Below are 26,976 nucleotides of genomic sequence, written 5' to 3'. Positions count from 1 at the left end.
GAAAAAGGCGACCCCAAGGTCGCCTTCTTGTGCAGCCAGCGTTGATCAGAACTCGTGATCAGCGTTGTCCGGGTTCAGGTCGCTGATGCCCAGTTTGCCGGCAGCGGCTTCGATCGAACCGGTCTGCTTGACCAGGGATGCGATGGCGTCGCGAACGATCTGGTTGCCGGCGGTGTTGCCGGCAGCGATCAACTGGTCGTAGTGCTCACCCTTGTTGGCGTGATCGACCATGACCTGGATCTTGGCTTCGGTAGCGGCCAGATCGGCTTTCAGCGTGGTGTCGGCAGCCGGGTCGGCCTTGGCCACCAGCGACGACAGGCTGGCGCCGGTCATCTTGGTGCCGTCAACACGGGTGTACTCGCCCAGGTACACGTTACGAATGCCTTTGGCGTCGTAGAAGTGCGAGTTGTGGGTGTTGTCGCTGAAGCAATCCTGTTCGTCTTCCGGCGAGTTGGCTTCCAGGGAAACCTTCATGCGCTCGCCCGCCAGTTCACCCAGGGACAGGCTGCCCATGCCGAACAGCATTTTGCGCAGACCGCTTTCAGCCGGTTCGGCTTCCAGGGTGGCACGGTAGTTGTCGGCGACGTTCGGCTTCCAGTTGCCGACCATTTCTTCCAGGTCGCTGACCAGCAGCTGGGTCACGGCTTTCAGGTAGGCACGGCGACGATCGTTGTGACCGCCGGTGGCGCCTGCGCCTTCCAGGTAGTCCGAAGCCGGACGGTTGCCGGCGCCCGGGCCGGTGCCGTTCAGGTCCTGGCCCCAGAGCAGGAATTCTATGGCGTGGTAGCCGGTGGCGACGTTGGCTTCGGAACCGCCCAGCTCGTTGAGGCTGGCGAGTTTTTCCGGGGTGATGTCTTTCACGTCGACCTTGTCTTCGCCGACCTGGACTTCAGTGTTGGCGATGATGTTGGCGGTGGCACCCGGGTTACCCAGTGCGTGTTCGTAGGATTTGTCGACGTAGTCGATCAGGCCTTCGTCCAGCGGCCAGGCGTTCACCTGACCTTCCCAGTCGTCGATGATGGTGTTGCCGAAGCGGAATACTTCGCTCTGCAGGTAAGGCACGCGCGCGGCGACCCAGGCAGCCTTGGCGGCTTTCAGGGTGTCGGCGTTCGGCTTGGCGAGGAACGCGTCGACGGCGGTTTGCAGGGTTTTCGCGGTAGATTCGGCATCGCTGTAGACGGCGAAGACCATGTCGGCGTAGTGCGCGACCACAGCCTTGGCGGCGGCTTCATCGACTTTACCGGCAGCGGCAGGTGCTGCTGCAGCGGCGGTGCTGGCGGCCGGAGTCGGCGCGGCCGGGGCGGCTGCCTTCTCTTTGCCTTCGCCGCAACCGGCGAGGGAAATAGCGATGGCCAGCAGACTGGCGGTAGCCAGAGGCATACGAATCATGGCGAACATCCTGCTTCGGTAATTGAATGGACAGGGCGCGGGTGCGCAAAGCTGCGACATAATGCAAATCTTTCGCATTATGTGTAAAGGGCTGTGGCTGGAAATATTTCTTATTTACGCGATCTTTGGCTTTTATAAAATAGCCGCGTTACTGCGCTGGGCCTGCTTGAGATAGGCGCTCAGTTCCCGGGCAGGCAGCGGCTTGCTGTAGTGGTAACCCTGACCTTCGTGACAGCCTTCGGAGATGATGTAGGACTCTTGTTCGGCGGTTTCCACGCCCTCGGCGATCACCTGCATGCCCAGGCTTTTGCCCAGTTGAATGATCGCGCGAACGATGGTTGCATCGTCGTCGTCATCCAGCAGGTCCTGCACGAAGCTCTTGTCGATCTTGATCTTGTCCAGCGGCAGGCTTTTCAGATAGCTCAGCGATGAATAACCGGTGCCGAAGTCGTCGATGGCGATCAGCGCCCCGGAACGGCGCAGGCTCAGCAGATGCTGGGCGGCGGTGCTGATGTCTTCCATCAGGCCGGTTTCGGTGACTTCCAGCTCCAGGCTGCGTGGCGGTAAACGGTAGATCTGCAGCAGGTTGTTGACCACCCGCGGCAACTCGGCATGGTGCAGTTGCACGGTGGACAGGTTGACCGCCATGCGCAGATCCACGAAGCCTTGATCGTGCCATTCGCGCAATTGCTTGCAGGCCTGATCGAGCACCCATTCGCCGATGGCGATGATCGTGCCGTTCTGCTCGGCCAGCGGGATGAACAGGTCCGGCGGCACCAGGCCGTGTTCCGGGTGTTGCCAGCGGATCAATGCCTCGACTCCGACCACGCGGTGATCGCGATAGCTGATCTGCGGCTGATAGACCAGATAGAACTGGTCGCGAATCAATGCGTCGCGCAGGTCTTTTTCCAGTTCGCGGCGCCGACGCATCTCGCTGTCGACGCTGGCGATGTAGAACTGATAGCGGTTGCGCGAGCGGGTCTTGGCCAGCGTCATGGTCTGCTCGGCCTTCTGCAACAGCTTCTCGGTGCTGTCGCCATCCTCAGGGAACAGGGTGATGCCGATGGTCGCGCGCAGGCGGATTTCCTGATGGTCGAGGGCAAACGCCGCTTCCAGATCATCGAGGATGCTCTGCGCCAGTTCCGCCGCTTCGTAAGGCTGTTCGATATCCGCCTGCACCAGGGCGAACTGATCGCCACCCAGACGGGCGAGGGCGCCAAGGCGGCCACTGTGGGCACGCAGGCGATCGGCCAGTGCCAGCAGCAACTGGTCGCCGGTCTGGTAGCTGAACTGTTCGTTGATCCCTTTGAAATCATCCAGGCCCACACACAACACCGCGACCCGGCGTTGCAGCTTGCCGGCGTCGACCAGAATCTTGTCCAGTTGCTGCTGCAGTTGCTGGCGGTTTGGCAGGCCGGTGAGGAAGTCGTACTGCGCCATGCGCAGCAGGCTGTTTTCTGCTTCGTGGCGCAGGTGGGTATTGCGCTCGATCGATTCGAGCAACTGGTTGGCGGTGTTGATCCAGATCCCGAGTTCGTTTTTCTCGTGGCCCTTGATCTGCGGAATCTTGTGTTCGCTGGGGCGATCCGGATTGATTTCGGTCAGGTGCTCGATGATCCGCGACAGCGGTCTGGTCAGCAGCCAGTGATAGACCAGATACAGCACCAGGCCCATGGCCAGGGCGCGCAGCACACCGGAAATGAAAATGATCACCGAACTGACGATGAAACTCTCGCCGTAGGTGGCGGTGTCGAGGGTGATGCTCAGGTCGCCGTAATACTCGCTATAGGGGCCGCGACCGACCAATTGTGTGGTGAAGGTGCGTTCCTGGCCGAGGATCAGGTCGGTCAGCCAACGGCTGTTGGAATGCTGCAACTCACGGGACTTTTGCGCGAGCATCGCTTCGTTGGGATGGCCGATGGAGGCCTGGCGCACGGCGTCGTCCTGGAACAGGCCTTCGATCACCTGCATGCCCATTTCCCGGTCCAGGCTGTAGACAGCCTGAGTGGACGGGTCGCGGAACATGTCGAGGATCCGTTGGGCGTCGCCGGCCACGGCCTGGCGGGTCTTGTAAGCGTCGAAGACGATCTGGGCGCAGCTCAAGACCACGCCGACGATCAATGCCGAAAGGAGCACGACCCGGAGCAACTTCACCGACAAGCTGTTCTTGAGTTCCAGCTTCAAAGGGTTATTCCTTGTTCCGTGCGGGTAGCGTCAGGTTGCCATGAGTATTGGCAATCCGGTGTTGGCAGTCAAAGGGACAATCAACCCCAGGGATAATTGCCCGTGGCGTTGGCCGAAATGCAGCTGTCTGGAGTTTTCACCCTGATTGTACTGTGTCGGTAGTTTGAGCCTGCAACTTGAGGGGAACGGGACAATTTTTCCTCTGTTTGATGTTAGCCCGCCACGGCCTGGCGGCAATAGATCGAAGGCTGCTTTCGTAGCAGGAAACACGCTACCCACTGTAGGCGCTGCCGGAGGCTGCGATCTTTTGACGTAGCCTTTAAAAACAAGATCAAAAGATCGCAGCCTGCGGCAGCTCCTACATAAATCAAAGGCATTAAAAAACCCGGCAATGCCGGGTTTTTTGTCTGGCGCGCAGCTTAAGCGGTGAAGGTTTTGCCTTCGAACTGCTCAGCAACGAACTTCCAGTTGACCAGGTTCCAGAACGCTTCAACGTACTTCGGACGCAGGTTGCGGTAGTCGATGTAGTAAGCGTGTTCCCAGACGTCGCAGGTCAGCAGCGGGGTGTCGCCGCTGGTCAGCGGGTTGCCGGCGCCGATGGTGCTGGCCAGAGCCAGGGAACCGTCAGCCTTTTTCACCAGCCAGCCCCAGCCGGAACCGAAGGTGCCGATCGAGGTTTTGCTGAACTCTTCCTTGAACTTGTCGAACGAACCGAAAGCAGCGTTGATGGCTTCAGCCAGTGCGCCGGTTGGTTGACCGCCGGCGTTTGGCGCCAGGCAGTTCCAGTAGAAAGTGTGGTTCCAGACCTGAGCGGCGTTGTTGAAGATGCCGCCCGAGGAAGTCTTGACGATCTCTTCCAGGGTCTTGCCTTCGAACTCGGTGCCTGGCACCAGGTTGTTCAGGTTCACGACATAGGTGTTGTGGTGCTTGTCGTGGTGAAATTCCAGGGTTTCCTTGGAAATGTGCGGCTGCAGGGCATCGTGTGCGTAAGGCAGCGGCGGCAATTCGAAAGCCATGATGATTCTCCTAATCAGGTCTGTTGCGGTGAGCGCAAGGCCGATCACGGGCGGCCAGAAATGCACCGACGAGTTTTTACTCTTTGCGGCGCAGGGTTCGGATCATAGCACCGGGGTTACGGCTTAACCACGCAACAACTGTGTGGGATAGAGGTTCCAGAGCCTTTTGGAATAAATCAGTTGGCGATAATCAATTGGCCCGCCACCGTGAACATCATCAACGCCACCACCAGATCAAGAATCCGCCAGGTACTCGGCCGAGCCAGCCACGGCGCAAGCCATGCCGCACCGAGGGCGAGGGTGAAGAACCACAGCAGCGAAGCACTCGCCGCGCCTACCACGTAGGCCCCCGGCACCGACTGTTGCGCACCGAGGGAGCCGATCAGCAATACCGTGTCGAGATACACGTGCGGATTGAGCAACGTCACTGCCAACGCACTGAGCATTACCGCCCGCAGCGAGCGCACGGTCTGATTCTCGCCCTGATCCAGACTCTGTTTCGAGAATGCCCGGCGCAGTGCCTGGCTGCCATACCAGATCAGAAAGACTGCACCGCCCCAGCGCGCCACTGCCAGCAATGTCGGGTTCTGCGCCAGCACGGTGGCCAGACCAAACACTCCGGCGGCTACCAGCAGCGCATCGCAGGCCACGCACAGCGCGGCGACCGGCAGGTGATGTTCGCGACGCAGGCTCTGGGCCAATACAAAGGCGTTCTGCGTGCCGATCGCCATGATCAGCCCCAAGGCCACCAGCAGCCCGTTCACATAGCTTTGCCACATAAAGCGTTACTCCGCGTTGGCTGCGAGTTCGCGCAGCACATGCATGGCGCGTTCGGCGTCGGCCTGACCGACAAACAAATGATCGTGGTAGTAGCCGGCGATCACGTTGCAACTGATTCCGGCCTTGCCCAGTGCCGTGGCGAACGCGGCGGTGAGGCCGACTGCTTCCAGGGCCGAATGCACGTTCAGGGTGATCCACGCCGCTACATAGTCGAAGCTCAAACCGGCCTGTTCGGCGTGGGCGCGTTCAAGGATCACGGTCAGGCCTTCCTGTTCACGGAAGCTGCCGACAATCTCCAGACCGCTCGGCAACTGGCTGTCGCGCAGGGTGCAGAACACGTATTCGCCGGCGTTGAGCTGCGGGCTCATGCTGCGCAGCAACGTCGTGAGAGAGGTTTCGCCAGCCATTGGGTAGTCCTTGATAAAGAGTGCTTGCTGGCTATTCTCCGGTCGGAAGCTGTATAAGGAAAACGAATAGTCCTGATCGCTCATTAGGAAAACTGATGTTCGACTACAAATTGCTTTCCGCTCTGGCCGCCGTGGTCGAACAAGCTGGATTCGAACGCGCTGCGCAGGTTCTGGGCCTTTCGCAATCGGCGATTTCCCAGCGGATCAAACTGCTGGAAGCGCGGGTCGGCCAACCGGTGCTGGTACGCGGCACGCCGCCGTCGCCGACTGAGATTGGCCGGCGCCTGCTCAACCATGTGCAGCAGGTGCGCCTGCTCGAACGCGACTTGCAGACTCTGGTGCCGGCGCTCGACGAAGAAGGCCTGCCGGAACGCCTGCGCATTGCGCTCAATGCCGACAGCCTCGCCACCTGGTGGGCCGAAGCCGTGGGCGCTTTTTGCGCCGAGCAGCATTTATTGCTGGATCTGGTGGTGGAGGATCAAACCGTCGGCCTCAAGCGCATGCGTGCCGGGGAAGTGGCGGCGTGTGTCTGTGCCAGCGAACGCCCGGTGGCCGGCGCGCGCAGCGTGTTGCTCGGGGCGATGCGCTACCGGGCGCTGGCCAGCCCGGCGTTCATCGCGCGGCATTTCCCTGATGGCGTACGCGCCGAGCAGTTGCCGCGCACCCCGGCGCTGGTGTTCGGGCCGGATGATTTTCTCCAGCATCGTTACCTCGCATCCCTCGGCGTCGATGGCGGATTCGAGCACCATTTGTGCCCGTCCTCCGAAGGTTTTGTGCGCCTGACCGAAGCCGGGTTCGGCTGGGGACTGGTGCCGGAACTGCAAGTGCGCGATCAGTTGCAGCGCGGCGTGTTGCGCGAACTGTTGCCAGATAAACCGATCGATGTGCCGTTGTACTGGCATCATTGGCGCAATGGCGGTCAGCTGCTGGGGTTGCTGACCGAGCAACTGGTACGTTCATCACCACGATGGCTGGTGCCCTGGAAGCAGCCATAAGCGTCAAGCTGCAAGCGGCAAGTAAAGCGCTGCGCACCGTTTTAAACTTGCAGCTAGAGGCTTGACGCTCGCAGCTGCTTTTTTGTTGGAGTTTTGCATGAAAATTCTGGTCACCGGCGCAAGCGGCTTCATTGGCGGACGCTTTGCGCGTTTTGCCCTTGAGCAGGGCCTGGACGTGCGGGTCAACGGTCGCCGGGCCGAAAGCGTCGAGCATCTGGTGCGCCGTGGTGCCGAGTTCGTTCCGGGCGACCTCACCGATGCGGATCTGGTGCGCGACCTCTGCACCGACGTCGAAGCGGTGGTCCACTGTGCCGGTGCCGTCGGCTTGTGGGGGCGTTATCAGGACTTTCATCAGGGCAACGTGCAGGTCACCGAAAACGTCGTTGAAGCCTGCCTCAAGCAGCGCGTGCGGCGACTGGTGCATCTGTCGTCACCGTCGATCTACTTCGATGGCCGCGATCACCTCGGCCTGACCGAAGAACAAGTGCCCAAGCGTTTTAAACATCAGTACGCCGCGACCAAGTACCTGGCCGAGCAAAAGGTCTTCGGCGCGCAGGAATTTGGTCTGGAAACCATTGCCCTGCGCCCGCGTTTTGTCACCGGCGCTGGCGACATGAGCATCTTCCCGCGTCTGCTGAACATGCAGCGCAAGGGTCGTCTGGCGATCATCGGCGACGGCTTGAACAAGGTCGATTTCACCAGCGTGCAGAACCTCAACGAAGCGCTGCTCAGCAGTCTGCTGGCGGCCGGTTCGGCGCTGGGCAAGGCCTACAACATCAGCAATGGCGCGCCGGTGCCGTTGTGGGATGTGGTCAATTACGTGATGCGCAAAATGGAAGTGCCGCAGATCACCCGATATCGCTCGTATGGTCTGGCCTACAGCGTTGCGGCACTCAACGAAGGCGCGTGCAAACTCTGGCCGGGGCGTCCGGAGCCGACGCTGTCGCGGCTGGGCATGCAGGTCATGAAGAAAAATTTCACCCTCGACATCAGCCGCGCCCGGCATTATCTGGACTACGATCCGAAAGTCAGCCTGTGGTCGGCCCTCGATGAGTTCTGCGGTTGGTGGAAAGCTCAGGACATCCGTTGATACAAGTCGGTCGGCCGGCAATGAACCGCACTGCCGCTTGAGGGTCAATCCCTGCGGCTGCGGCGGTTATACTTCGCAGCATTTAGCCATCACCGCGTTCCACAAAGGTTGCCTCAATGTCCATGCGTAACGATGCCAACGACGATTTCGACGATGTACCGAGCCTGCGGGCCGACACCTTTGACGACGATGACATTCCGCCCAGCGCCCGCACCTCCGTGCATTCGCGCACGCCGCCAGTGGTCAAGGTCAAGGCCGCGAGTACCGGGCCGCTGTGGGCACTGGTCGGCGCGTTGTTCTTTGCCTTCATCGGTCTGGCCTGGTGGAGTTTCCAGCAGATTTCGCTGATGGAGCAGCAGTTGGTCGCGACCCAGGAAAGCTTTGCGCGCATCAGCGAGGAAGCGGCGGGGCGCTTGCAGGACATTTCCGGCAAGGTGGTGGCCAGTCAGAGCAACGTCACCAGCGACAGCGAAGCGTTGAAGCTGCAGATCAAACAGCTGGAAGACAAGCTGGTGGATCAGAGCAAGCAGCAACAGGGCGTGGTCGGTCAGGCCAGCGATCTGGACAAGCGCCTGGCGCAGATGACCGCACAGACCACTGAACAGCAGAACGCCAACAGCCAGTTGCAGGCTCAGGTCAAAGCCTTGAGCGCCGAACTGGCGACCCTCAAAAGCGCCCCGGCCGACACCGGCAAGGTCGACGCCCAGCTCAAGAGTTATGACGCCCAGCTGAAAAGCCTCGGTGCTGATATCACCGCGCTGAAAAAGCAGGGCAACCCGAGCGCGGCGATCGAGCGTCTGGAGCAGGAAATCGTGGTCCTCAAAAGCGAGCAGGACAACCGTCCGGCAACGCCACAGGGTGGCGGCAATACCGCCGAGTTTGATGCGTTCCGTGGCCAGATGACCCGCAACCTCAACACCCTGCAGGCGCAGATCCAGAACCTGCAGCAACAGATCAACGCCCGGCCATAGAACCCGAGTCAGCAACACCTGTGGTGGAAATATCTTTGTGGTGAAGATAGCTCTGTTGTGAAGATGATTCTGTGGTGAGGGGGCTTGCCCCCGTTGGGCTGCGAAGCAGACCCGGTTCGGCAAAATACGGTCTGGCTCAAGAATGCCGGGGCGTGCTGCGCACTCCAACGGGGCCAAGCCCCCTCGCCACAGACATCTGGTGCAATCTTTCCAAACGCGCTGAATATCCATACATCCCCCCAAGCCGTCTACGCTCTTGAAACACCAACAAGAACGAGGGATGCGTTATGGGGTTTCTGCATAAAGTGGCGTGGCTCGGTGTGATGCTGCTTGTGGGGGCAGGGCAGGTCAATGCCGCCACCACACAAAAGGACGACAGCAAGGCTGCCATCGCCTTGCTGGAAAAGGCCCTGGCCTATTACCACGACAACGGCGACAAGGCCTTCGCTGCGTTCAGCCGTCAGGGTGAGTTCGTCGACAAGGATCGCTACGTGTTCGTGGTCGACACCAAGGGCGTGATGCTCGCCAGTGGCGGGCCATCCTCTGCCTTGATCGGTCGCGATGTCAGCGAAGTGCTCGGGCCGGATCTGCAAAAGGCCTTCAAGGACGCGTTGCTGGTGCCCGAAGGCAATGGCATCCAGCAAGCCGAATACCGTTGGCAGAATTGGGCGGACGGCAAGGTCGAGCGCAAGCATGTCTACTATCAGCGCATCGGCCAGCGGATCCTCGCGGTCGGGTATTACTTGCCACGGGCTTCGGCGGAGCAGGCCAAAACCTTGCTCGACAAGGCTGCGACTGACTTGGGCAAAAACGAGAAAGGCACGCTGACGGCAATCAACTCGCTCAAGGGCGGTTATCTGCAGGATGACCTGTACGTGTTCGTGGTCGATCTGGACACCCAGCGCTATGTTGCCCACGGCACCAACCTGCGGCTGATCAACACCGATTTCAGCAAGATCAAGGACCCGGAGGGTAAACCGGTGGGCGAGCCGATTCTGGCGCTGGTCGCCAAACAGGATGACGGCGAATACGAATACCGCTGGAAAAACCCGGTGACCGGCAAGGTCGAAGACAAGCATGCCTACCTGAAGAAGGTCGGGCATTTTCTGGTGGCGGCGGGTTACTACAGCCCTTGAGTGAACGGCCTTTGCAGGAGTGAGCCTGCTCGCGATGAGGGTGTGTCAGTCGACACCACTGTTCGATGACACACCCTCATCGCGAGCAGGCTCACTCCTACAGGGGATCGCGGTGTTGCTTTTATTTGGCGCCGTGCTCCCGCCCGCGCAGCAGGTTGTTCGGCATCGCGATCGCCGCCGCCAGCCCCAGCAGCGACACCGCGGTACTCACCCACAGCAGATGCCGGAACGTCACCGAAAGCTCGGCGCGCAAGGCGTTCTGTGCATCCCCGGGGGCCGCGTTCAAACCGTCCAGCAGCACGTTGCCCGAATGGCCCTCGCTGATCAGCGAACTGCTCGCCAGATGGGCGAAACTCGAATCCTGCAACAAGGCCAGCAACAGCGCCGACATCAACGCCACACCCACCGCGCCGCCCAGTGAGCGGAACAGATTGGTGGTGCTGGTGGCCACGCCGATGTCGCGTTGTTCCACCGAGTTTTGTGTACCGACCAGCGACGTCGGGAACTGCATGCCGCCAGCGATGCCGCTGAGCAACATGAACAAACCACTGAGCAACGTCGCCTCGGGTGGACTGAACGCCATGCCGAGAATCGAGATCGGCATCAAGGTCGCCCCGGTCAGGATCTGCGGCTTGTAGCGCCCGGTGATTGAGGTGCGCCGGCCGGCGAAATAGGCACCGATCGGCAAGCCCATGGCCAACGGCAACAGGTGTAACGCGGCACTGTCGGCCCCGGCGCCGGTGACGCTCTGGAAGCGCAGCGGCATCAGCACGATCAGCGAGATCGCCTGGAAACTGGTGAAGAAAATCGTGCACCAGCACAGCAGTGCATTGCGGTTGGTGAACAAGTGCATCGGTAGCAAAGGCTCGCGCGCCCGGCGTTCATGCCAGACGAACACCGCCAGCACCAGCACTGCACAGGCGAACAGTCCCAGCACTTCGCTGCTGCGCCACGAATGGCCCTGACCGACCTGGGTGATGCCCAGCAGCAATGCGGTCAGGCCGATGATCATCAGCAGGGTGCCAAGGTAGTCGATGATCGGTTTGCGCTGCGGAATCGGCAGCCCGCGCAGGTTGCGTCGCGCCACCCAATACGCGCCAAGCCCCAGCGGCAGGTTGATCAGAAACACCCAGCGCCACGACAGGTATTCGGTCATGTAGCCGCCGAGCACCGGCCCGGCGACACTGGCGACTGCGTACATGCTGCTGAAGTAACCCTGATAACGCCCACGTTCGCGGGGCGGGACGATGTCGCCGATGATCGCCTGGCTGACCGAAATCATCCCGCCGGCGCCGATGCCCTGGAGAATCCGCGCCAGCACCAGTTGTTCCATGCTCTGCGCCATGCCGCAGAACAGCGAGGCGAGGGTGAACAGGCCCATGCCGAACAACATCAGTTTGCGTCGCCCGTACAGATCCCCGAGCTTGCCGTAGATCGGCACCGCCACGGTCATTGCCACCATGTAGCCGGAAATCACCCAGGCCAGCAGGCTGACGTCCTTGAATTGTGCGGAGATGGCGGGCATCGACACGGCGACGATGGTCTGGTCCAGCGCGCCGAGAAAGATCGCCAGCATCAGCGCGACCAGCACGCTGCGAATGGCCGGTTTGGGCGTTTCAGGGTGATTGAGGTTGGTCACGGGCGGAACCTGCGGGCAGTGAGAGTCCCGCAAGTCGTCAGGCGAGCGGGGATGCTCGCCAGTGTAAGTCGATAGCAGGCTATTCGATAGCCTCATACGGAAGTCCGACGTAATTTTCTGCAATGGTTTTTCTGCCGGCTTCGGAGCTGACGAAATAGTCCAGCTCCGAGGCGCTTATCCGTTGGCTGAAGTCATCATGCTCCTCGAAACGGTGCAGCATCGAGGTCATCCACCAGGAAAACCGTTCGGCTTTCCATACGCGACGCAGGCAGATTTCCGAGTACTTCTCCAGCAGATCGGTGCGGCCCTCGCGATAGACCTTCAACAGAATATTGAACAGCGTACTGACATCGCTGGCGGCCAGGTTCAGGCCCTTGGCGCCGGTGGGCGGAACAATGTGCGCGGCATCACCGAGCAGAAACATCCGCCCGTACTGCATCGGTTCGACGACGAAACTGCGCAGCGGCGCGATGCTTTTTTCAATCGACGGGCCGGTGACCAGTTTCTTGGCAAGCGCGGCGGGCAAGCGTGTTTTGAGTTCATCCCAAAAGCGCTGATCAGACCAGTCTGCGACGTTTTCTTCGGCCGGCACCTGCAGGTAGTAACGGGTACGCGTGGCCGAACGCATGCTGCACAGGGCAAAGCCGCGTTCATGGCGGGCGTAGACCAGTTCCTCGTGCACCGGCGGGGTGTCGGCGAGAATCCCCAGCCAGCCGAACGGATAGACCCGTTCGAAAATCTTCAGGCAGTCCTCGGGAATCGACTGCCGGGCCACGCCGTGAAAACCGTCGCAACCGGCGATGTAGTCGCAATCGAGGCGCCAGGTTTCACCGTCCTTTTCGAAGGTGACAAACGCCTCGTCGCTTTTCATGCCGTGCGGAACGACATGGCTCGCCGCGTAAATCGTCGGCGCACCGGCCTCCCGACGAGCGGCCATCAGGTCACGAGTGACTTCGGTCTGGCCGTAAACCATGACGGTTTTTCCGCCGGTCAAACCCTGCAGATCGATGTGGGCCAGACGCCCGTCCAATGCCAGATCGAAGCCGCTGTGCACCAACCCTTCGGCGTCCATCCGCGCGCCCACGCCGGCCTGGCGCAACAGCTCTACCATGCCTTGTTCAAGCACGCCGGCGCGAATTCGCCCAAGCACGTATTCGGGTGTCTGGCGTTCAAGAATCAGGGTGTCGATGCCAGCGTTATGCAGCAACTGGCCGAGGAGCAATCCGGAGGGACCGGCGCCAATGATGGCGACTTGGGTTTTCAGCGTTTTCAGCGTTTTCATTGTTTTTATGACTCGCAAGCTTCACGCGGGATCAACCGGTGAATGATTTTTATGGATCGAGTGCTTGCATTTTTCCCTCGCGGGTCTGTCAATTGAAGGTGAAAACTGAGCCGATACCTGTACATTCTGCCAATCGGTGCGATTATCGCCCGCAACCTCGAGGCCTGGATTGAAGTGATGAACAAGCCTGACCTGCCTTCGATTCCGGTGTTCAAGCTCTACGGTGAAAGCCTGGACTGGCCGACCCCTGACTTGCTGCACTGTGAAACCATTTCCAAACGCAGCCGCGAACATCAATGGGAAATCAAACCCCACCGCCACGCCGATTTGTGCCAGTTGCTCTTCGTCTTCAAAGGTCAGGCAGAGCTTGAAATCGAAGGTCAACGCACGCAGCTCAACGAACCCGCCATCCAGGTCCTGCCACCGTTGTCGGTGCATGGCTTTCGTTTTTCCGAGGACGTCGAAGGCTTTGTCGTCACCCTCGCCAATCCGTTGATCAACCACCTGCAGGCGCAACTGGGCAATTCAGTCCACGCCCTGGCCCAGGTCGGGCACTACCCGGCGGGCAAGGATGCGGAGTACCTGCACAGTCTGTTTTGCGCGTTGCAGGCCGAGTACAACGGCCATCAACCTGCGCGGGAAATGCTCATGCATTCGCTGGTCAGCGTGATCATGGTCTGGGTCAGCCGTCAGGCGATCGTGCGTCATAACGCCAGCCAGCGGCCGCAACGCCAGCGCGAGTACCTCAACGGTTTCATTCAATTGGTGGAGGAGACGTACCGCCAGCATGTGAAGGTCGAGGACCTGGCCCATCGCCTGGGCATCTCGGTATCGCACCTCAACGGCACTTGCCGGGAACTGGCAGGGCAGCCGGCGCTGCAGATCATGCACGAACGTCAGTTACTGGAAGCCAAACGTTTGCTGACGTACACCAGCATGACCATTTACGAGATGTCGGAGCTGTTGGGGTTTTCCGATCCGACCAACTTCACGCGCCTGTTCCGGCGCCGGGTGGGGATTTCACCAAAGGCGTTTCGCGACCGGTTGAAGGCCGAGCAATAAGTCAGACACACCCCCTGTAGGCGTGAGCCTGCTCGCGATAACGCCGGGTCAGACATCACCAGGTTGAATGATCCACCGCTATCGCGAGCAGGCTCACTCCTACAAAGGGAAATCAGTGACCGCTCGATCAGCGCAGCGCATTGAGCGTCGCGTTATGCGGAATGCAGCGCTCGAAATTGCAGCTGGCGTATTCGCGGGGCAGTTGTCGCAGCTGCTCGACCCGCCAGGCCGCGGTGCCGTACAGCGCCAGCGTGGCGGCGCAGGTGATGAAAATTGCGAAGTACCTTCTTGTTCTGATGTTCATGGCGTTGACCTCTGAACGCATACCCTGCGGTATTACTTTCAGCATAGGTCAGGTAGAAGCAGCTGCAAGCATCGAGCGGCAAGCGCCAAGATGAATGGCGGCGCAGCTAGCTTGTAGCTTGTGGCTTTGCGCTGGAAACTGCTTCATCCCACGCCGGATTCTCGGGAAACCGCTGCACCAGAAAATCCAGCATGCTGCGCAACGCCGCCGGCATGTGCTTGCGTGAGGCGTACACCGCGTAGATGTTCATCTGCCGTGGCTCGGCATCGGGCAGCAGGCGCACCAGTTCACCGGCATGCACATGCACCCCGGCCTGATAGGTCGGCAACATTGCCACGCCCGCACCGGCCAGGGTGGCGCGCAACAGGGTGCTGGCCTCGTTGGCGCTGATGTTGCCCTGTACCGGCACCGACACCGGTTCACCGTGTTCCTCGAAATGCCACAGGCTTTTGCCGAAGTAGGAGTGGGTCAGGCAGTTGTGCCGGCTCAGGTCCTCGACCCGCTGCGGTGGCGGGTTGTCCCGCAGATAGGCGGGCGCGGCGCAGACCACCGAACGGCACACCGTCAGACGTCGGGCGATCAGGTTCGGGTCCAGGTCATTGCTGGTGCGGATCGCCAGATCGATGCGCTCATCCACCAGGTTCACCGTGCGATCGAGCATCTGCATATCGATGCTGACGCCGGGGTAGCGCTTGACGTACGCCGCCATCGCGTCAGCCAGTTGCGCCTGGCCGAACGAGGTGCTGACGCTGATGCGCAGCAGTCCGCGCGGTGCCTCGTCGGGTTCGCTGACGGCGGCCTGCATGTCGGTCGAGAGTTCGAGCATCTGCCGGCAGCGCGGCAGGATCTCACTGCCGGCGGCGGTCAGGCTCAACTTGCGCGTGGTGCGGTGCATCAGGCGCGCGCCGACCCAGTCCTCCAGCTCCGCCAGATAGCGCGACACCACCGGCCGCGACAGGTCCAGATGATCGGCCGCCGCCGACTGGCTGCCGAGGTCCACCACTGTGACAAACACCCGCATTGCTTGAAGACGATCCATGATTTGCCCGCTTTCAGAAACAAACTATGTTCAAGCATCGCATTTTTTGTACCGAGTCAGGCAACTAAGCTCTGTCCCATCGCCAAACACGGCATTCGGACTACGGAGCAACAGATGATCGGCTTCACTACCCTCAAGCGCGTTTTGCTGGCCACCGCCACCTTCGGTTTCGCGGCCCACGCCGCGGCCGCCAACCTGACCTTGGATGTCTACAACCCTGGCACCCAGGCCATCTTCCCGGTGACCTCGGTGCTGGTCAGCGGCGAAAAAGACGCCATTCTGGTCGACGCACAATTCGGCAAGGCCCAGGCCGAGCAGGTGGTGGAAAAGATCCGCGCCAGCGGCAAGCACCTGACCACCATTTACATCAGCCACGGTGACCCGGATTACTACTTCGGCCTCGACACCCTGACCAAGGCCTTCCCCGACGCCGAGGTGCTGGCTTCGCAGCCGACCGTGGATCACATCAACAAAACCGTCGCCGGCAAACTCGCCTTCTGGGGGCCGAAAATGGGCGCCGACGTACCGGCCAGAACCATCGTGCCGGGCGTGCTCAAGGGCGACAGCCTGATGCTCGAAGGGCAGAAACTGCAGGTGGTCGGCCTTGAAGGCAAGCAGCCGGATCGCAGCTTCGTATGGATTCCGTCGCTCAAGGCCGTGGTCGGTGGCGTCGTGGTGGCCGAGAACATCCATGTGTGGATGGCCGACACCCAGACCGCGCAATCCCACGCCGACTGGCTGCAAACCCTGCATTCGATCGAAACCCTGAAACCGAAAACCGTGGTGCCGGGTCACTACCTGGGCGAGAGCAGCCGTTCGTTGGCCAGCGTGAAATTCACCGCCGACTACATTAAGGCTTTCGACGCCGAAACCGCCAAGGCCAAGGATTCTGCCGCACTGATCGCGGCGATGAAAAAGCGCTACCCGAAACTGGGCGAAGAAAGTTCGCTGGAGCTGAGCGCCAAAGTCGCCAAGGGCGAAATGCAGTGGTGATCAACTGCCTTTGAGATACACCGATTTCTGTGCTGAAAAACTGATGTGTGGCGAGGGAGCTTGCTCCCGCCCGCCTGCGCAGCAGGCGTAAAACCTGCAAATGCGTTGTATCTGAAACAGGCGGGGAGTGCTTCGCCCTCCAACGGGAGCAAGCTCCCTCGCCACAGGGAATACCGCTTCAAGATTAGATTTATGCCGTCGTTGAAACTCTCAAGCCAACTGGAGAATGTCATGAGCAAGATCGCAATCATTGGTGCCACCGGCCGTGCCGGTAGCCAACTGCTGGAAGAAGCCCTGCGTCGCGGCCATAGCGTCACCGCGATCGCTCGCGATACCTCGAAGATCGGCAGCCGTGCCGGTGTGGTCAGCAAGAATGTCGATGTGCTGGATGCGGCGGCGCTGCAAGCCGCAGTGGCCGGTCACGACGTGGTGATCAGCGCCGCGCATTTCGCCACCGTACCCGCCAGCGCCGTGGTCGGGCCGGTGAAGCAGGCAGGTGTGAAGCGTCTGTTGGTGGTCGGCGGCGCCGGTTCGCTGTTGCTGCCGGACGACACCCGAGTGATCGACAGCGCAGGTTTCCCCGCCGAGTACAAAGCCGAGGCCAGCGCTGGCGCGGCGTTCCTCGATGCACTGCGTCAAGAGAAGGCGCTGGACTGGACCTTCCTGTCGCCATCGGCCGAGTTCGTCGAAGGTGAGCGCACCGGCACCTTCCGTGTCGGCAAGGATCACTTGCTGTTCAGTGCAGAAGGTCGCAGTTGGATCACCTTTGCCGATTACGCGATTGCGCTGATCGACGAAGTGGAAACGCCGAAGCATTCACGGCAGCGGTTTACGGTCGGCTACTGACCTGTAAGCACAATCCCTGTAGGAGCTGCCGCAGGCTGCGATCTTTTGATCTTAAAACAAGATCAAAAGATCGCAGCCTGCGGCAGCTCCTACGGGGTATTTGTGTGTTTCAGCGGGTATGCGCCTGCTCCACCAGCCAGATCATCAACTCCTCCAGCTGCGGCGAGGCCTCTCCACCCTGCGGCATCACCACGAAGTACCCCAACCCCGTCTTCACCTTCAAATCAAACGGCATCACCAGCCGCCCGGCGCGCAGGTCATCGCCGATCAACGACCAGTCGCCAATCGCCACACCCGTCCCATGGGACGCCATCGACATCGCCTGATCCAGCGTCTCGAAATGCTGGCCCATGTTGACGTTGCTCAACTGCAATTCAGCGGCGGTCAGCCACACGGTCCAGTCCTGCGTGTCGCGGGTCGGATGCAGCAGCAGATGCTGTTGCAGGTCGGCCGGTTCGGTCAGCGCTGGCGGGCCTTTCAGCAGGGCCGGCGAACACACCGGTGTCAGTTGCTCATCGAACAGGTGCAGGGCGGTCGATGAGTTGTCCGGCGGTGTGCCGTAGATCACCGCGGCATCGAACTGCTCGCGCTGAAAGTCGACGCCGTGGGCCAGGGTGGTGGTCAGTTTGACCGGCACGTCCGGGCGTTCCTTTTGCCATTGCAGCAGGCGCGGCACCAACCAGCGCATCACGCAGCTCGGCGCCTTGAGCTGCAGGGTTTCGCGCTTCAGACCAATCTGCTCGGTGGCTTCGCTGATCAGGCCGAAGACCTTCTCCACCCGTGGCAGCCATTCACGCCCTTCGGCGGTCAGCTCCAGGCCCCGGGCCCGGCGAATGAACAACTCATAACCCAGATGATCCTCCAGCCCGGCGATCTGCCGGCTCACCGCGCCTTGGGTGATGTGCAACTGCTCGGCGGCCCGCGTGAAGTTGCAGCACTGCGCGGTGATCAGAAACGTGTGCAGGGCGGGCAGGGGAGGCAGTCGTTTCATGTGGATCCAAGGTATGACGTGAGGACATGGCTAGTATGACTTTTAATCGATTGTTGCCGCTACCTGCCGCCCGTTCAATGAGCCCATTGAAGGGCCCTTTGTAGGAGTGAGCCTGCTCGCGATAGCGGTGTGTCAGTCACCGTAATGTTGAATGCGAAGACGCCATCGCGAGCAGGCTCACTCCTACACAAAGGCCTTGTGTCTCAAATGAACAACAAGGGCAATCGACATGGCGACGTGTGGCGAAGTACTGGTCAAGTTACTCGAGGATTATGGGGTCGAGCAGGTGTTCGGCATTCCCGGGGTGCATACCGTGGAGCTGTATCGCGGACTGGCCCGTTCGAGCATCAACCATGTCACCCCACGGCATGAACAGGGCGCTGGGTTCATGGCCGACGGCTATGCGCGCACCAGCGGCAAACCGGGTGTGTGCTTCATCATCACTGGCCCTGGCATGACCAACATCACCACCGCGATGGGCCAGGCCTACGCCGATTCGATTCCGATGCTGGTGATCTCCAGCGTGCAGACGCGCAGCCAGTTGGGCGGTGGTCGCGGCAAGCTCCACGAGCTGCCGAACCAGAGCGCGCTGGTCGGCGGCGTCGCTGCGTTCTCTCACACCCTGATGTCGGCGGCGCAATTGCCGGGCGTGCTGGCCCGGGCCTTCGCGCTGTTCCAGGCCGGGCGTCCGCGTCCGGTGCACATCGAAATTCCGCTGGACGTGCTGGTCGAGGAAGCCGATGACCTGCTCGCCAGCATCCCGGTCAACATCGACCGCGCCGGGGCGGCGCCGACGGCTGTGAGCCGCATGACTGAACTGTTGGCCGGCGCCCAACGTCCGCTGATCCTCGCCGGTGGCGGGGCCATCGATGCCGCCGCCGAACTCACCGAACTGGCCGAACTGCTCGACGCCCCGGTGGCGCTGACCATCAACGCCAAAGGTATGCTGCCGTCCAGTCATCCACTGCTGATCGGTTCGACGCAAAGCCTGGTCGCGACCCGCGCACTGGTGGCCGATGCCGACGTGGTGCTGGCGATCGGCACCGAACTGGCTGAAACCGATTACGACGTGACCTTCGCCGGCGGTTTCGAGATCCCCGGCAAGCTGCTGCGCATCGACATCGACGCCGATCAGACCGTGCGCAATTATCCGCCGCACCTGGCATTGGTCGCCGACTCGCGCAACGCTGCACAAGCACTGCTCAGTGCTTTGTCGCACAAACCGCTGACCGCGCGCCGCAACGATTGGGGCCAGGTGCGCGCTGCGCGTTTGCGTGAAGATCTGGCCGCATCCTGGGACGCACCGACTCTGGCCCAGACGCGTTTCCTCGAAACCGTCCTGCACGAGTTGCCGGAGGCGGTGTTCGTCGGCGACTCCACGCAACCGGTATACACCGGCAACCTCACCTTCAACCCGGAACGTCCGCGCCGCTGGTTCAACTCGTCCACCGGTTACGGCACCCTCGGTTACGCCTTGCCGGCGGCCATTGGCGCGTGGCTCGGCGGCAGCCTCGAGCGTGGCGCTCGTCCGCCGGTGGTGTGCCTGATCGGCGACGGCGGCTTGCAGTTCACCCTGCCGGAGCTGGCCAGCGCCGTCGAAGCGCGTACCCCGGTGATCATCCTGCTGTGGAATAACCAGGGTTACGAAGAGATCAAGAAGTACATGGTCAACCGCGCCATCGAGCCGGTCGGCGTCGACATCTACACCCCGGACTTCATCGGCGTTGCCAAGGCTCTGGGTTGCGCCGCCGAAGCGATCAGCTCGGTTGAGCAACTGCGCAGCGCGCTACGTGCCGCCACCGATCGTCAGGGCCCGACCCTGATCGAAATCGACCAGACCCAATGGATGCAGGCGGTGGCCCAATGATGAGTTTTCCAACCACACTCGACGGCCTGTACATAAACGGCCAATGGTCGGCCGGCCGCGAACACCTGCGGGTGATCAACCCGGCCACCGAAGCGCTGCTGACCACGGTCAATGGCGGAGATGAACACGCGGTCAACCTGGCTGTGAGTGCTGCCACTGAAGCGTTCAAGGACTGGTCGAAAACCACTGGCGCTGCGCGCGGCGCGATTCTGCGCAACATCGCCAACGGCGTGCGCAATGGTCGCGATCACCTGATGAAGCTGCAGTCGAGCAACAACGGCAAACCGCAATTCGAAGCGGCCATCGACGTCGATGATGTGATCGCCACGTTCGAGTATTACGCCGAATTGGCCGAAGGCCTCGACGCACAACTCGACAGCAACGTAGCGCTGCCCAGCGACGATTTCAGCGCACGTCTGCGCCGCGAACCGTGCGGTGTGGTCGGGCTGATCGTGCCGTGGAATTTCCCGATGGTCACCACCGCGTGGAAACTCGCCCCGGCGCTGGCCACCGGCTGCTGTGTGGTGCTCAAACCGTCGGAAGTCACGCCACTGCCGGAGCTGGAACTGGCGGCGATCATCGCCGAGTCCGGCCTGCCCAAAGGTGTGTTCAACCTGGTCTGCGGCACCGGTCTGGCGGTCGGTGCGCCACTCTCGGCTGACCCGCGCATCGCCAAGATTTCCTTCACCGGCAGCAACGCTGTCGGCGTGCAGGTGATGCAACGCGCCGCGGAAACCGTGAAAGGCGTGAGCCTGGAACTGGGCGGCAAATCCTCGCTGCTGGTGCTCGACGATGCCGATCTGGAACTGGCGGTCGAGCTGGCCTGCGGCGGCGGCTTCTTCAACGCCGGGCAGATGTGCTCGGCCACCAGTCGGGTGCTGGTCGCCGATGAGCTGGCCGATGAATTTCTTGAGCGTCTGCAAAAACGCGCGCAAGCGATTCGCGTGGCTGACCCGTTCGACCCGGACGTGGAGATGGGCGCACTGGTCAACCAGGCGCAATACCAGCGGGTGCTCGGCCACATCGACCGGGGTTTGAGTGCCGGAGCGAAGCTGGTGTGTGGTGGCAATCGTCCGGCGGATCTGCCGCGCGGCTATTTTTTGCAGCCCACCGTGTTCACCGACGTGCCCCTCGACAGTGCGCTGTGGTGCGAAGAGATTTTCGGCCCGGTGCTGTGCGTGCGCCGTTTCAGCAGCGAGGCCGAGGCGATTGCCCTGGCCAACGACAGTCAGTTCGGGCTGGTCGCCAGTGTGGTGACGCGTAACGCCGAGGCTGCCGACCGGGTCGCCAACGCCCTGCACGCGGGGCTTGTGTGGCTCAACGCGCCGCAAGTGATCTTCCCGCAGACGGCGTGGGGCGGCTACAAGCAGAGCAGCATCGGCCGCGAATTGGGGCCGTGGGGCCTGGCCGCGTTTCAGGAAATCAAACACGTGATCCGGGCGCTCTGAACGCCCGAAAACGGTGAACGCATGCCTCGCAACGAGGCATGCGCCGGTGTCATGGCTTCGATGAGTTTTTATCGATAGTCAGGTGTATTGCACGACCTCAGGATGAACCCGTCGGCAGCGCTGCAGGCCTTTGAAAACAAGGCCTTCAGCGGATCCGGCCGCGCGGATGCAACGGTTGCGACCAACCTCATACTTAAAAGAACAAAGGGAGTCCGTCATGGGCGAGCATGATCTGAACAGGCGTCAATTCATTAAAACCGTCGGCGTCGCCTCGGTAGCGGCGGCGGCCCTGAGCATGCCCTTCATCCGGGCCAGTGCCAGCGACACGCGCTTTGCCGGCAAGACCCTGCGCCTGCTGACCTGGTCGGATGACACCGGCCTCGCTGCATTGCGCAACATCGCCGCCACGTTCGAGGCCAAGACCGGCGCCAAAGTCATCGCTGACCGCACCGGTAGCACCTCGGAAATGGTCGCCAAACTCAAGGCCGGCGGTGACCGTCCGCAGTACGACATCATCACTCTGGCCGGGGTCGGCGCCGAAGGTCTGGCCGCCGCCGGACTGCTGGAGAAACCCGACCTCAACCGCATTCCCAACCTGATCGACGTACCGGAAAAATACCGCACAGGCGCCAACGGTCACGGCATTGGTTACCTGCTGTGGTGCAACAGTCTGGTCTACAGCACCCGCACGCTCAAACAAGCACCGGACAGTTACGCCGCGCTGTGGGACGCCGATCTGGCACCGAACATTTTCCTGCCGCCGCCGAACTGGACCGAGGCCATGGACCTGATCATCATCGCCGCCAAACTCGCCGGCGGTGATGAACACAACATCGAGCCGGGCTTCAAGAAACTCGCCGAGCTGAAGGATCGCGTGGTCACTCTGGGTGAAAACCCGAACCAGATCGCCGAGCTGTTCCGCACCGGTTCGCTGGACATGGGCGGCTTATACGCCCCGGCATTTTTCCCCAAGCAGATCCGCGATCCGAACTACGGCCTCGGTGCCACGTTCGGCATGAAGGAAGGTTTCTACACCGACCTGATGCTTTCGGTGATGCCGAAGAACCGTCCGGGCGACACCGATCTGGCCTACGCCTTCATCGACCACTCCCTCGACCCGCTGGTGCAGGGCAAGATGGCCGAAGACATCTTCAACGGCCCGGTCAACGCCAAGGCGATCATCTCCGCCGAGGCGCGCAAGAGCCCGTACATCCTCACGCCGGAGCAGATTGCCGAGAAGGCGATCATGCACGACAACGCCTTCCTGGCGACCGTGCATGACCAATGGATTCGTCGTTATACGGAAATCTTTTCTTCCTGACCCGAACTCCCCCTGCAGGAGCTGCCGAAGGCTGCGATCTTTTGCCTTTGATCTTCTCTGAGCAGATGAGGATCAACAGCAAGATCAAAAGATTGCAGCCTTCGGCAGCTCCTACAGGGATGTGTTGTTTGGCTTTCCATTGACGAGATCATTGCTATGGAACATCAATCCCTGACCCAACCGGTCGGCGCCAGTGACGTGCGCCCGGCGCGCGGTATTTCGCCGACCGCCCGGGCGTGGTTTTTCCTCACGCCGTCGATGCTGTTTCTCGGTGTGCTGATCGCCGCCAGCCTGCTGGTGCTGCGCATGAGCGTCGGCACCAAAGGCGCGGAGTGGAGCGGGTTCAGCCTCGCCAGTTACGCGCAATTGCTCGAACCCTATTACCTGAAATCCCTGCTGCTGACCCTGCGTCTGGCGTTGATCAGCGCAGTGATCGCCGTGCTGCTGGCGATCCCGGTGGCGTACACCATGTCGCGGCTGACCTCGCCGTTCGTGCGGCGGATTTTCCTTGCGGCGGTGCTGTTGCCGCTGCTGGTCAACCTGCTGCTGCAAAGCTACGGCTGGCTGGTGATCCTCGGTCCGGGCGGGATGCTCAACCAGACGCTGATGGGCCTGGGCCTGATCAAGCGCCCGATCATGTTGCTGTACAACCAGAACGGTGTGCTGATGGGCCTGGTGCAGACCGCGTTTCCGCTGGCCGTGTTGCCGATTGCCAGCGCCATGCGCGGCGTCGCGCGCACCTACGAAGAGGCGGCAGCAACGCTGGGCGCCAGTCGTTTTCAGGTGTTCCGTCAGGTGGTGTTGCCGATGAGTCTGCCGGGGATCATCACCGGGGCGACGCTGGTGTTCGCCTACAACGCCAGCAGTTTCGTCGTGCCGTTGCTGCTCGGTGGCCGCCGTGTGCCGATGCTCGCGGTGATGGTGCATGACCAGATCGCGCCGCTGATGAACTGGCCCGCCGCGTCGGCGGCCGGGGTGGTGCTGATCGTCACCACGCTGGCGATCATGACCCTGTCCGAATACATCACTGGCCGTCGTCGGCGCCTGCTGGAGGCTTCGCAATGAGTACCCTGACCAAGAAGCGCATGGCGCTGCTGCCCGGCGACACCGGCAAGTTTGCCGGGATCCTCTCCGGGGTCATTCTGCTGCTGGCGGTGTTGCCGATCCTGACCATGATCGTGATGTCGTTCAGCGGTGCGTCGAACCTCGACTTCCCGCCGAGCAGCTACAGCCTGCAATGGTACAAGGCGGCCTGGCACACTTTCGTTTCGCCGGACGCCAGTGATGTGTTGAGCCTCGGCCAGGCCATGGCCACCAGCTTGCTGGTGTCGTGTCTGACCATGGTCTTCGCCACGCTGATCGCGGTGCCCGCCGCCTATGCTCTGACCCGCTGCGAGTTCCGTGGCAAAGCGGTGGCGTTGCAACTGATGTCGCTGCCGCTGGTGTTTCCGATGGTGGTGCTGGGCCTGGCATTGCTGCTGGTGTTCGACAGCTTGCCGTTTCACCTGACCACCTCGCGGCTGGTGATTGCCCACGTGATTCTGGCGCTGCCGTTCGTGGTGAAAAACTGCACCGCGGCGATGCTCTCCATCGGCAGCGAAGTCGAAGAAGCGGCGCGAATGCTCGGTGCCTCGCCGCTGCGGGCGATTGTCGACGTGGTGGTGCCGTTGATGAAGTCGGGGATTCTGGCGGGGATGCTGCTGGCGTTCATCGTCTCGTTCAACGAATTCACCGTGACCTATTTCCTCTACACCATCGACGTCATGACCGTGCCGATCTGGATGTACAGCCGCACCGTGTCATCGCTCGACCCTACCGTGTTCTCGTTTGCCGTGCTGATCGTGCTGATCGACTTCGTCCTGATCTGGGCGCTGGAGAAGCTGGTGGGCGAGGGCGGCGTTTCCTTTTGATTTGAGGTGCAACATGACTGGTCTGATTCTGGAAAACGTCGAGAAATTCTACGGCTCGGCGTGCGCGGTACAAGACGTCAACCTGCATTTGCCGGAAGGCAAACTGGTGTGTTTTCTCGGCCCGTCGGGCTGCGGCAAAACCACTTTGCTGCGGATGATCGCCGGGCTGGAAACCCTCACCGGCGGCGAGATTCGCCTGGACGGCGAGGACATCGGCCACACCCCGGCGCACCTGCGCAACTTTGGCATGGTGTTCCAGTCGCTGGCGCTGTTCCCACACATGACCGTCGGCGAGAACATCGCCTATCCGCTGAAACTGCGCGGCGTGAGCAAAACCGAGCAGCAGGCGCGGGTGGTGGAATTGCTGGAGTTGATCCAGCTGCAAGCGATGATCAATCGGCCGGTGGCGAAGCTTTCCGGTGGGCAGCGGCAGCGGGTGGCGATTGCCCGGGCCATTGCCTCGCGGCCGAAAATTCTTTTGCTCGACGAACCGCTGTCGGCGCTCGACGCCAAGCTGCGCGAGTCGATGCAGGTGGAGATTCGCCAACTGCAACAGCGCTTGAACATCACCACGATCATGGTCACCCACGACCAGCGCGAAGCCATGACCATGGCCGACATCGTCGTGGTGTTGGGCGAACACAAGGTGCAACAGGTCGGTACGCCAATTGAAATCTACCGGCACCCGGCCAACGAGTTCGTCGCCGACTTCATCGGCTCGGGCAACATTTTCCCGGCCACGGTGCTGGGCGACGGCAAGGTCAGTCTGCCGGGCGGCGATGCGCTGCAAGTGCCGATCTGCAGCAGCATTGTGGTGGGGCAGAAGGTAAAAATGCTGATTCGTCCGGAAGACTTGCAACTGTCCGCGCCGCAGGCGACGGCGGGCAATCGCTTGCTCGGCAAGGTGACGTTCGTGCGCGATATCGGCGCGACCATCGAGACCACGGTGGAGTGTTCCGGGGTGACGTTCACCGCGTTGAGTACGCCGTGTCAGGGGATTGGTTTGGGGATCGGGCATCCGGTGTCGGTGACGTTGCCGGTGGAGGCGTGTCGGGTGTTGGGGGTTTGATCCGGATTTGATGTTGGCCTTGCCGACGCTATCGCGAGCAGGCTCACTCCTACAGGGGAACGCATTCCAACTGTAGGAGTGAGCCTGCTCGCGATAGGGCCATAAGCCTCACCGCAGATTTCGGATCAGACCGACTGCCGCAACCGCGCCAGATCCCTTAACGGCGGCGCCCCAAACAAGCGGCTGTACTCGCGGCTGAACTGCGATGGGCTTTCATACCCCACCCGATACCCCGCCGCCGACGCTTCCAGCCCTTCGGCCAGCATCAGGCGTCGCGCTTCCTGCAGGCGCAATTGCTTCTGATATTGCAGAGGACTCATCGCGGTCATCGCCTTGAAGCGGTGATGCAGGGTCGAGACGCTGAGGTTCACTTCCTTGGCCAGATCATCGATGCGCAACGGCTGTTCGAAGTTGCCGTTGAGCCATTTGATCGCCTGGCTGATGCGGTGGCTCTGGCTGTTGGCAATCGCAATCTCATACAAACGATGGCCCTGCGGACTGCGCAGCAGGCGATAGAGAATTTCCCGGCGGATCAGCGGCGCGAGCATGGCGATGTCTTTCGGCGTGTCGAGCAGCCGCGCCAGGCGCAGTACCGCATCGAGCATCGCGCTGTCGATCTGCTCGACATACAGGCCTCGCCCGGTCGGCCGGGTCGGCACGCCCATGGGGCCGGCGTCGGCGATCAATGCGGTGATTTCGGCCGGGTCGATGTCCAGGCGCACAGCGAGGATCGGATCCTGCGGCGAGACATTCACAACGCGTCCGCTGAGCGGCATCGAGACTGAGACCACCAGGTAATTCAACGGGTCATAGTTGAAGTACTCATCCGCCAGCCGCACCTCTTTGCGTCCCTGCGCCATGATGCACAGCGCCGGTTGCGCCAGCACCGGGGCGAAGTCGTGGGATTTAGTGTGGCGCGACATGAACAGCGAGCCGACGGCGGTCTGATAACTGCCGTCGTCCGTGGTGTTACGGCGAATGATCGCCGCCAGTTCTGCGCGCTGTTTTTCCATGTCGGCATCGGGCGGGGCTTGGAAACGATCGAATGACGTCATGCACGGCATCCTCGGCAAGGGATCTGGAATGGAGCAGAGCTTAAGTTTGTGCAAGCGCAAGCGGTAGACACATTCTGTCAAATGCTTGCCTGATTCTGCATCGGGATGATTTCGCACCTGCCGCCACTCAACCTTGTAGGAGCGGCCGAAGGCTGCGATCTATTGATCTTCAAGGCAAAATC

At 61.3% G+C, this 26,976-nt stretch carries 24 protein-coding genes; 13 read left to right on the top strand and 11 right to left on the bottom strand.

The window, feature by feature from the left end:
* Positions 1–45: 45 nt before the first annotated feature.
* The 5 genes from NN484_RS15460 to NN484_RS15440 form a co-directional block, all read right to left on the bottom strand.
* The gene (locus NN484_RS15460) at positions 46–1,389 is read right to left on the bottom strand and encodes an imelysin family protein (RefSeq protein WP_215502948.1); all 1,344 of its coding nucleotides are present in this window, start codon (positions 1,387–1,389) and stop codon (positions 46–48) included.
* A gap of 132 nt (positions 1,390–1,521) precedes the next feature.
* On the bottom strand, positions 1,522–3,573 hold the full coding sequence (locus tag NN484_RS15455) for a putative bifunctional diguanylate cyclase/phosphodiesterase (RefSeq protein ID WP_215502947.1): 2,052 nt from the start codon (positions 3,571–3,573) through the stop codon (positions 1,522–1,524).
* 419 nt (positions 3,574–3,992) lie between these two features.
* Entirely contained in the window at positions 3,993–4,589 is a 597-nt protein-coding gene (locus tag NN484_RS15450) for a superoxide dismutase (RefSeq protein ID WP_003227660.1), read from the bottom strand.
* 176 nt (positions 4,590–4,765) lie between these two features.
* On the bottom strand, positions 4,766–5,368 hold the full coding sequence (locus tag NN484_RS15445; RefSeq protein WP_127648313.1) for a LysE/ArgO family amino acid transporter: 603 nt from the start codon (positions 5,366–5,368) through the stop codon (positions 4,766–4,768).
* 6 nt (positions 5,369–5,374) lie between these two features.
* The gene (locus NN484_RS15440; RefSeq protein WP_127648314.1) at positions 5,375–5,776 is read right to left on the bottom strand and encodes an ACT domain-containing protein; all 402 of its coding nucleotides are present in this window, start codon (positions 5,774–5,776) and stop codon (positions 5,375–5,377) included.
* Positions 5,777–5,871: 95 nt separating this feature from the next.
* Between NN484_RS15440 and NN484_RS15435 the strand changes: the two genes are divergently transcribed.
* The 4 genes from NN484_RS15435 to NN484_RS15420 all read left to right on the top strand — a co-directional run bounded on the left by NN484_RS15435 (position 5,872) and on the right by NN484_RS15420 (position 9,968).
* Positions 5,872–6,771: a LysR family transcriptional regulator ArgP gene (locus tag NN484_RS15435; RefSeq protein ID WP_127648315.1), complete on the top strand. Its 900-nt coding sequence runs from the start codon at positions 5,872–5,874 to the stop codon at positions 6,769–6,771.
* Positions 6,772–6,868: 97 nt separating this feature from the next.
* Positions 6,869–7,861 (top strand): NAD-dependent epimerase/dehydratase family protein, encoded by a 993-nt coding sequence (locus NN484_RS15430; protein ID WP_274657437.1) that lies wholly within the window; start codon positions 6,869–6,871, stop codon positions 7,859–7,861.
* A 116-nt stretch (positions 7,862–7,977) separates the two neighbouring features.
* Positions 7,978–8,832: an ATPase gene (locus NN484_RS15425; protein ID WP_127648317.1), complete on the top strand. Its 855-nt coding sequence runs from the start codon at positions 7,978–7,980 to the stop codon at positions 8,830–8,832.
* Positions 8,833–9,119: 287 nt separating this feature from the next.
* Positions 9,120–9,968, top strand: a complete 849-nt coding sequence (locus NN484_RS15420) for a cache domain-containing protein (protein WP_215502945.1) — start codon at positions 9,120–9,122, stop codon at positions 9,966–9,968.
* A gap of 121 nt (positions 9,969–10,089) precedes the next feature.
* Here the strand turns inward: NN484_RS15420 and NN484_RS15415 are convergent, their stop codons facing one another.
* Together NN484_RS15415 and pobA are read right to left on the bottom strand one after the other, a co-directional pair.
* A complete protein-coding gene (locus NN484_RS15415; RefSeq protein ID WP_127648319.1) occupies positions 10,090–11,607 on the bottom strand; it encodes an MDR family MFS transporter in 1,518 nt (505 codons plus the stop codon).
* A gap of 79 nt (positions 11,608–11,686) precedes the next feature.
* Positions 11,687–12,880 (bottom strand): 4-hydroxybenzoate 3-monooxygenase, encoded by a 1,194-nt coding sequence (pobA, locus tag NN484_RS15410; RefSeq protein ID WP_274659298.1) that lies wholly within the window; start codon positions 12,878–12,880, stop codon positions 11,687–11,689.
* A gap of 186 nt (positions 12,881–13,066) precedes the next feature.
* Between pobA and NN484_RS15405 the strand changes: the two genes are divergently transcribed.
* A complete protein-coding gene (locus NN484_RS15405) occupies positions 13,067–13,951 on the top strand; it encodes a helix-turn-helix domain-containing protein (protein ID WP_215502943.1) in 885 nt (294 codons plus the stop codon).
* Positions 13,952–14,078: 127 nt separating this feature from the next.
* Here the strand turns inward: NN484_RS15405 and NN484_RS15400 are convergent, their stop codons facing one another.
* Together NN484_RS15400 and NN484_RS15395 are read right to left on the bottom strand one after the other, a co-directional pair.
* Positions 14,079–14,255, bottom strand: coding sequence for a hypothetical protein (locus tag NN484_RS15400; protein WP_007964044.1), 177 nt, complete (start codon positions 14,253–14,255; stop codon positions 14,079–14,081).
* A gap of 106 nt (positions 14,256–14,361) precedes the next feature.
* Positions 14,362–15,294, bottom strand: a complete 933-nt coding sequence (locus NN484_RS15395) for a LysR family transcriptional regulator (RefSeq protein WP_215502942.1) — start codon at positions 15,292–15,294, stop codon at positions 14,362–14,364.
* A 114-nt stretch (positions 15,295–15,408) separates the two neighbouring features.
* Between NN484_RS15395 and NN484_RS15390 the strand changes: the two genes are divergently transcribed.
* Positions 15,409–16,287 (top strand): MBL fold metallo-hydrolase, encoded by an 879-nt coding sequence (locus tag NN484_RS15390; RefSeq protein WP_274657436.1) that lies wholly within the window; start codon positions 15,409–15,411, stop codon positions 16,285–16,287.
* 231 nt (positions 16,288–16,518) lie between these two features.
* On the top strand, positions 16,519–17,133 hold the full coding sequence (locus tag NN484_RS15385) for an NAD(P)-dependent oxidoreductase (protein WP_127648323.1): 615 nt from the start codon (positions 16,519–16,521) through the stop codon (positions 17,131–17,133).
* Positions 17,134–17,242: 109 nt separating this feature from the next.
* Here NN484_RS15385 and NN484_RS15380 read toward each other — a convergent pair whose 3' ends face one another.
* On the bottom strand, positions 17,243–18,124 hold the full coding sequence (locus NN484_RS15380) for a LysR substrate-binding domain-containing protein (RefSeq protein ID WP_127648324.1): 882 nt from the start codon (positions 18,122–18,124) through the stop codon (positions 17,243–17,245).
* A gap of 229 nt (positions 18,125–18,353) precedes the next feature.
* Between NN484_RS15380 and NN484_RS15375 the strand changes: the two genes are divergently transcribed.
* The 6 genes from NN484_RS15375 (at position 18,354) to NN484_RS15350 (ending at position 25,739) form a co-directional block, all read left to right on the top strand.
* Positions 18,354–19,991: a 5-guanidino-2-oxopentanoate decarboxylase gene (locus NN484_RS15375; protein WP_274657435.1), complete on the top strand. Its 1,638-nt coding sequence runs from the start codon at positions 18,354–18,356 to the stop codon at positions 19,989–19,991.
* A complete protein-coding gene (locus NN484_RS15370) occupies positions 19,991–21,439 on the top strand; it encodes an aldehyde dehydrogenase family protein (protein ID WP_274657434.1) in 1,449 nt (482 codons plus the stop codon). Before NN484_RS15375 ends, NN484_RS15370 begins: the two co-directional genes overlap by 1 nt.
* A 217-nt stretch (positions 21,440–21,656) precedes the next feature.
* Positions 21,657–22,760 carry an ABC transporter substrate-binding protein gene (locus NN484_RS15365; RefSeq protein WP_027612490.1) on the top strand — a complete coding sequence of 368 codons (1,104 nt, stop codon included), beginning with the start codon at positions 21,657–21,659 and terminating at the stop codon, positions 22,758–22,760.
* Between the two features lie 156 nt (positions 22,761–22,916).
* Positions 22,917–23,825: an ABC transporter permease gene (locus NN484_RS15360; protein ID WP_127648327.1), complete on the top strand. Its 909-nt coding sequence runs from the start codon at positions 22,917–22,919 to the stop codon at positions 23,823–23,825.
* Entirely contained in the window at positions 23,822–24,670 is an 849-nt protein-coding gene (locus NN484_RS15355) for an ABC transporter permease (protein WP_127648328.1), read from the top strand. Before NN484_RS15360 ends, NN484_RS15355 begins: the two co-directional genes overlap by 4 nt.
* Positions 24,671–24,683: 13 nt before the next feature.
* Entirely contained in the window at positions 24,684–25,739 is a 1,056-nt protein-coding gene (locus NN484_RS15350) for an ABC transporter ATP-binding protein (protein ID WP_127648329.1), read from the top strand.
* A gap of 125 nt (positions 25,740–25,864) precedes the next feature.
* Here the strand turns inward: NN484_RS15350 and NN484_RS15345 are convergent, their stop codons facing one another.
* Positions 25,865–26,794 (bottom strand): AraC family transcriptional regulator, encoded by a 930-nt coding sequence (locus NN484_RS15345; protein WP_215502938.1) that lies wholly within the window; start codon positions 26,792–26,794, stop codon positions 25,865–25,867.
* Between the last annotated feature and the right edge of the window lie 182 nt (positions 26,795–26,976).

The organism is Pseudomonas serboccidentalis (assembly GCF_028830055.1).
Classification (GTDB): Bacteria; Pseudomonadota; Gammaproteobacteria; order Pseudomonadales; family Pseudomonadaceae; genus Aquipseudomonas; species Aquipseudomonas serboccidentalis.
This window is presented reverse-complemented; position numbering and strand designations above follow the sequence as displayed.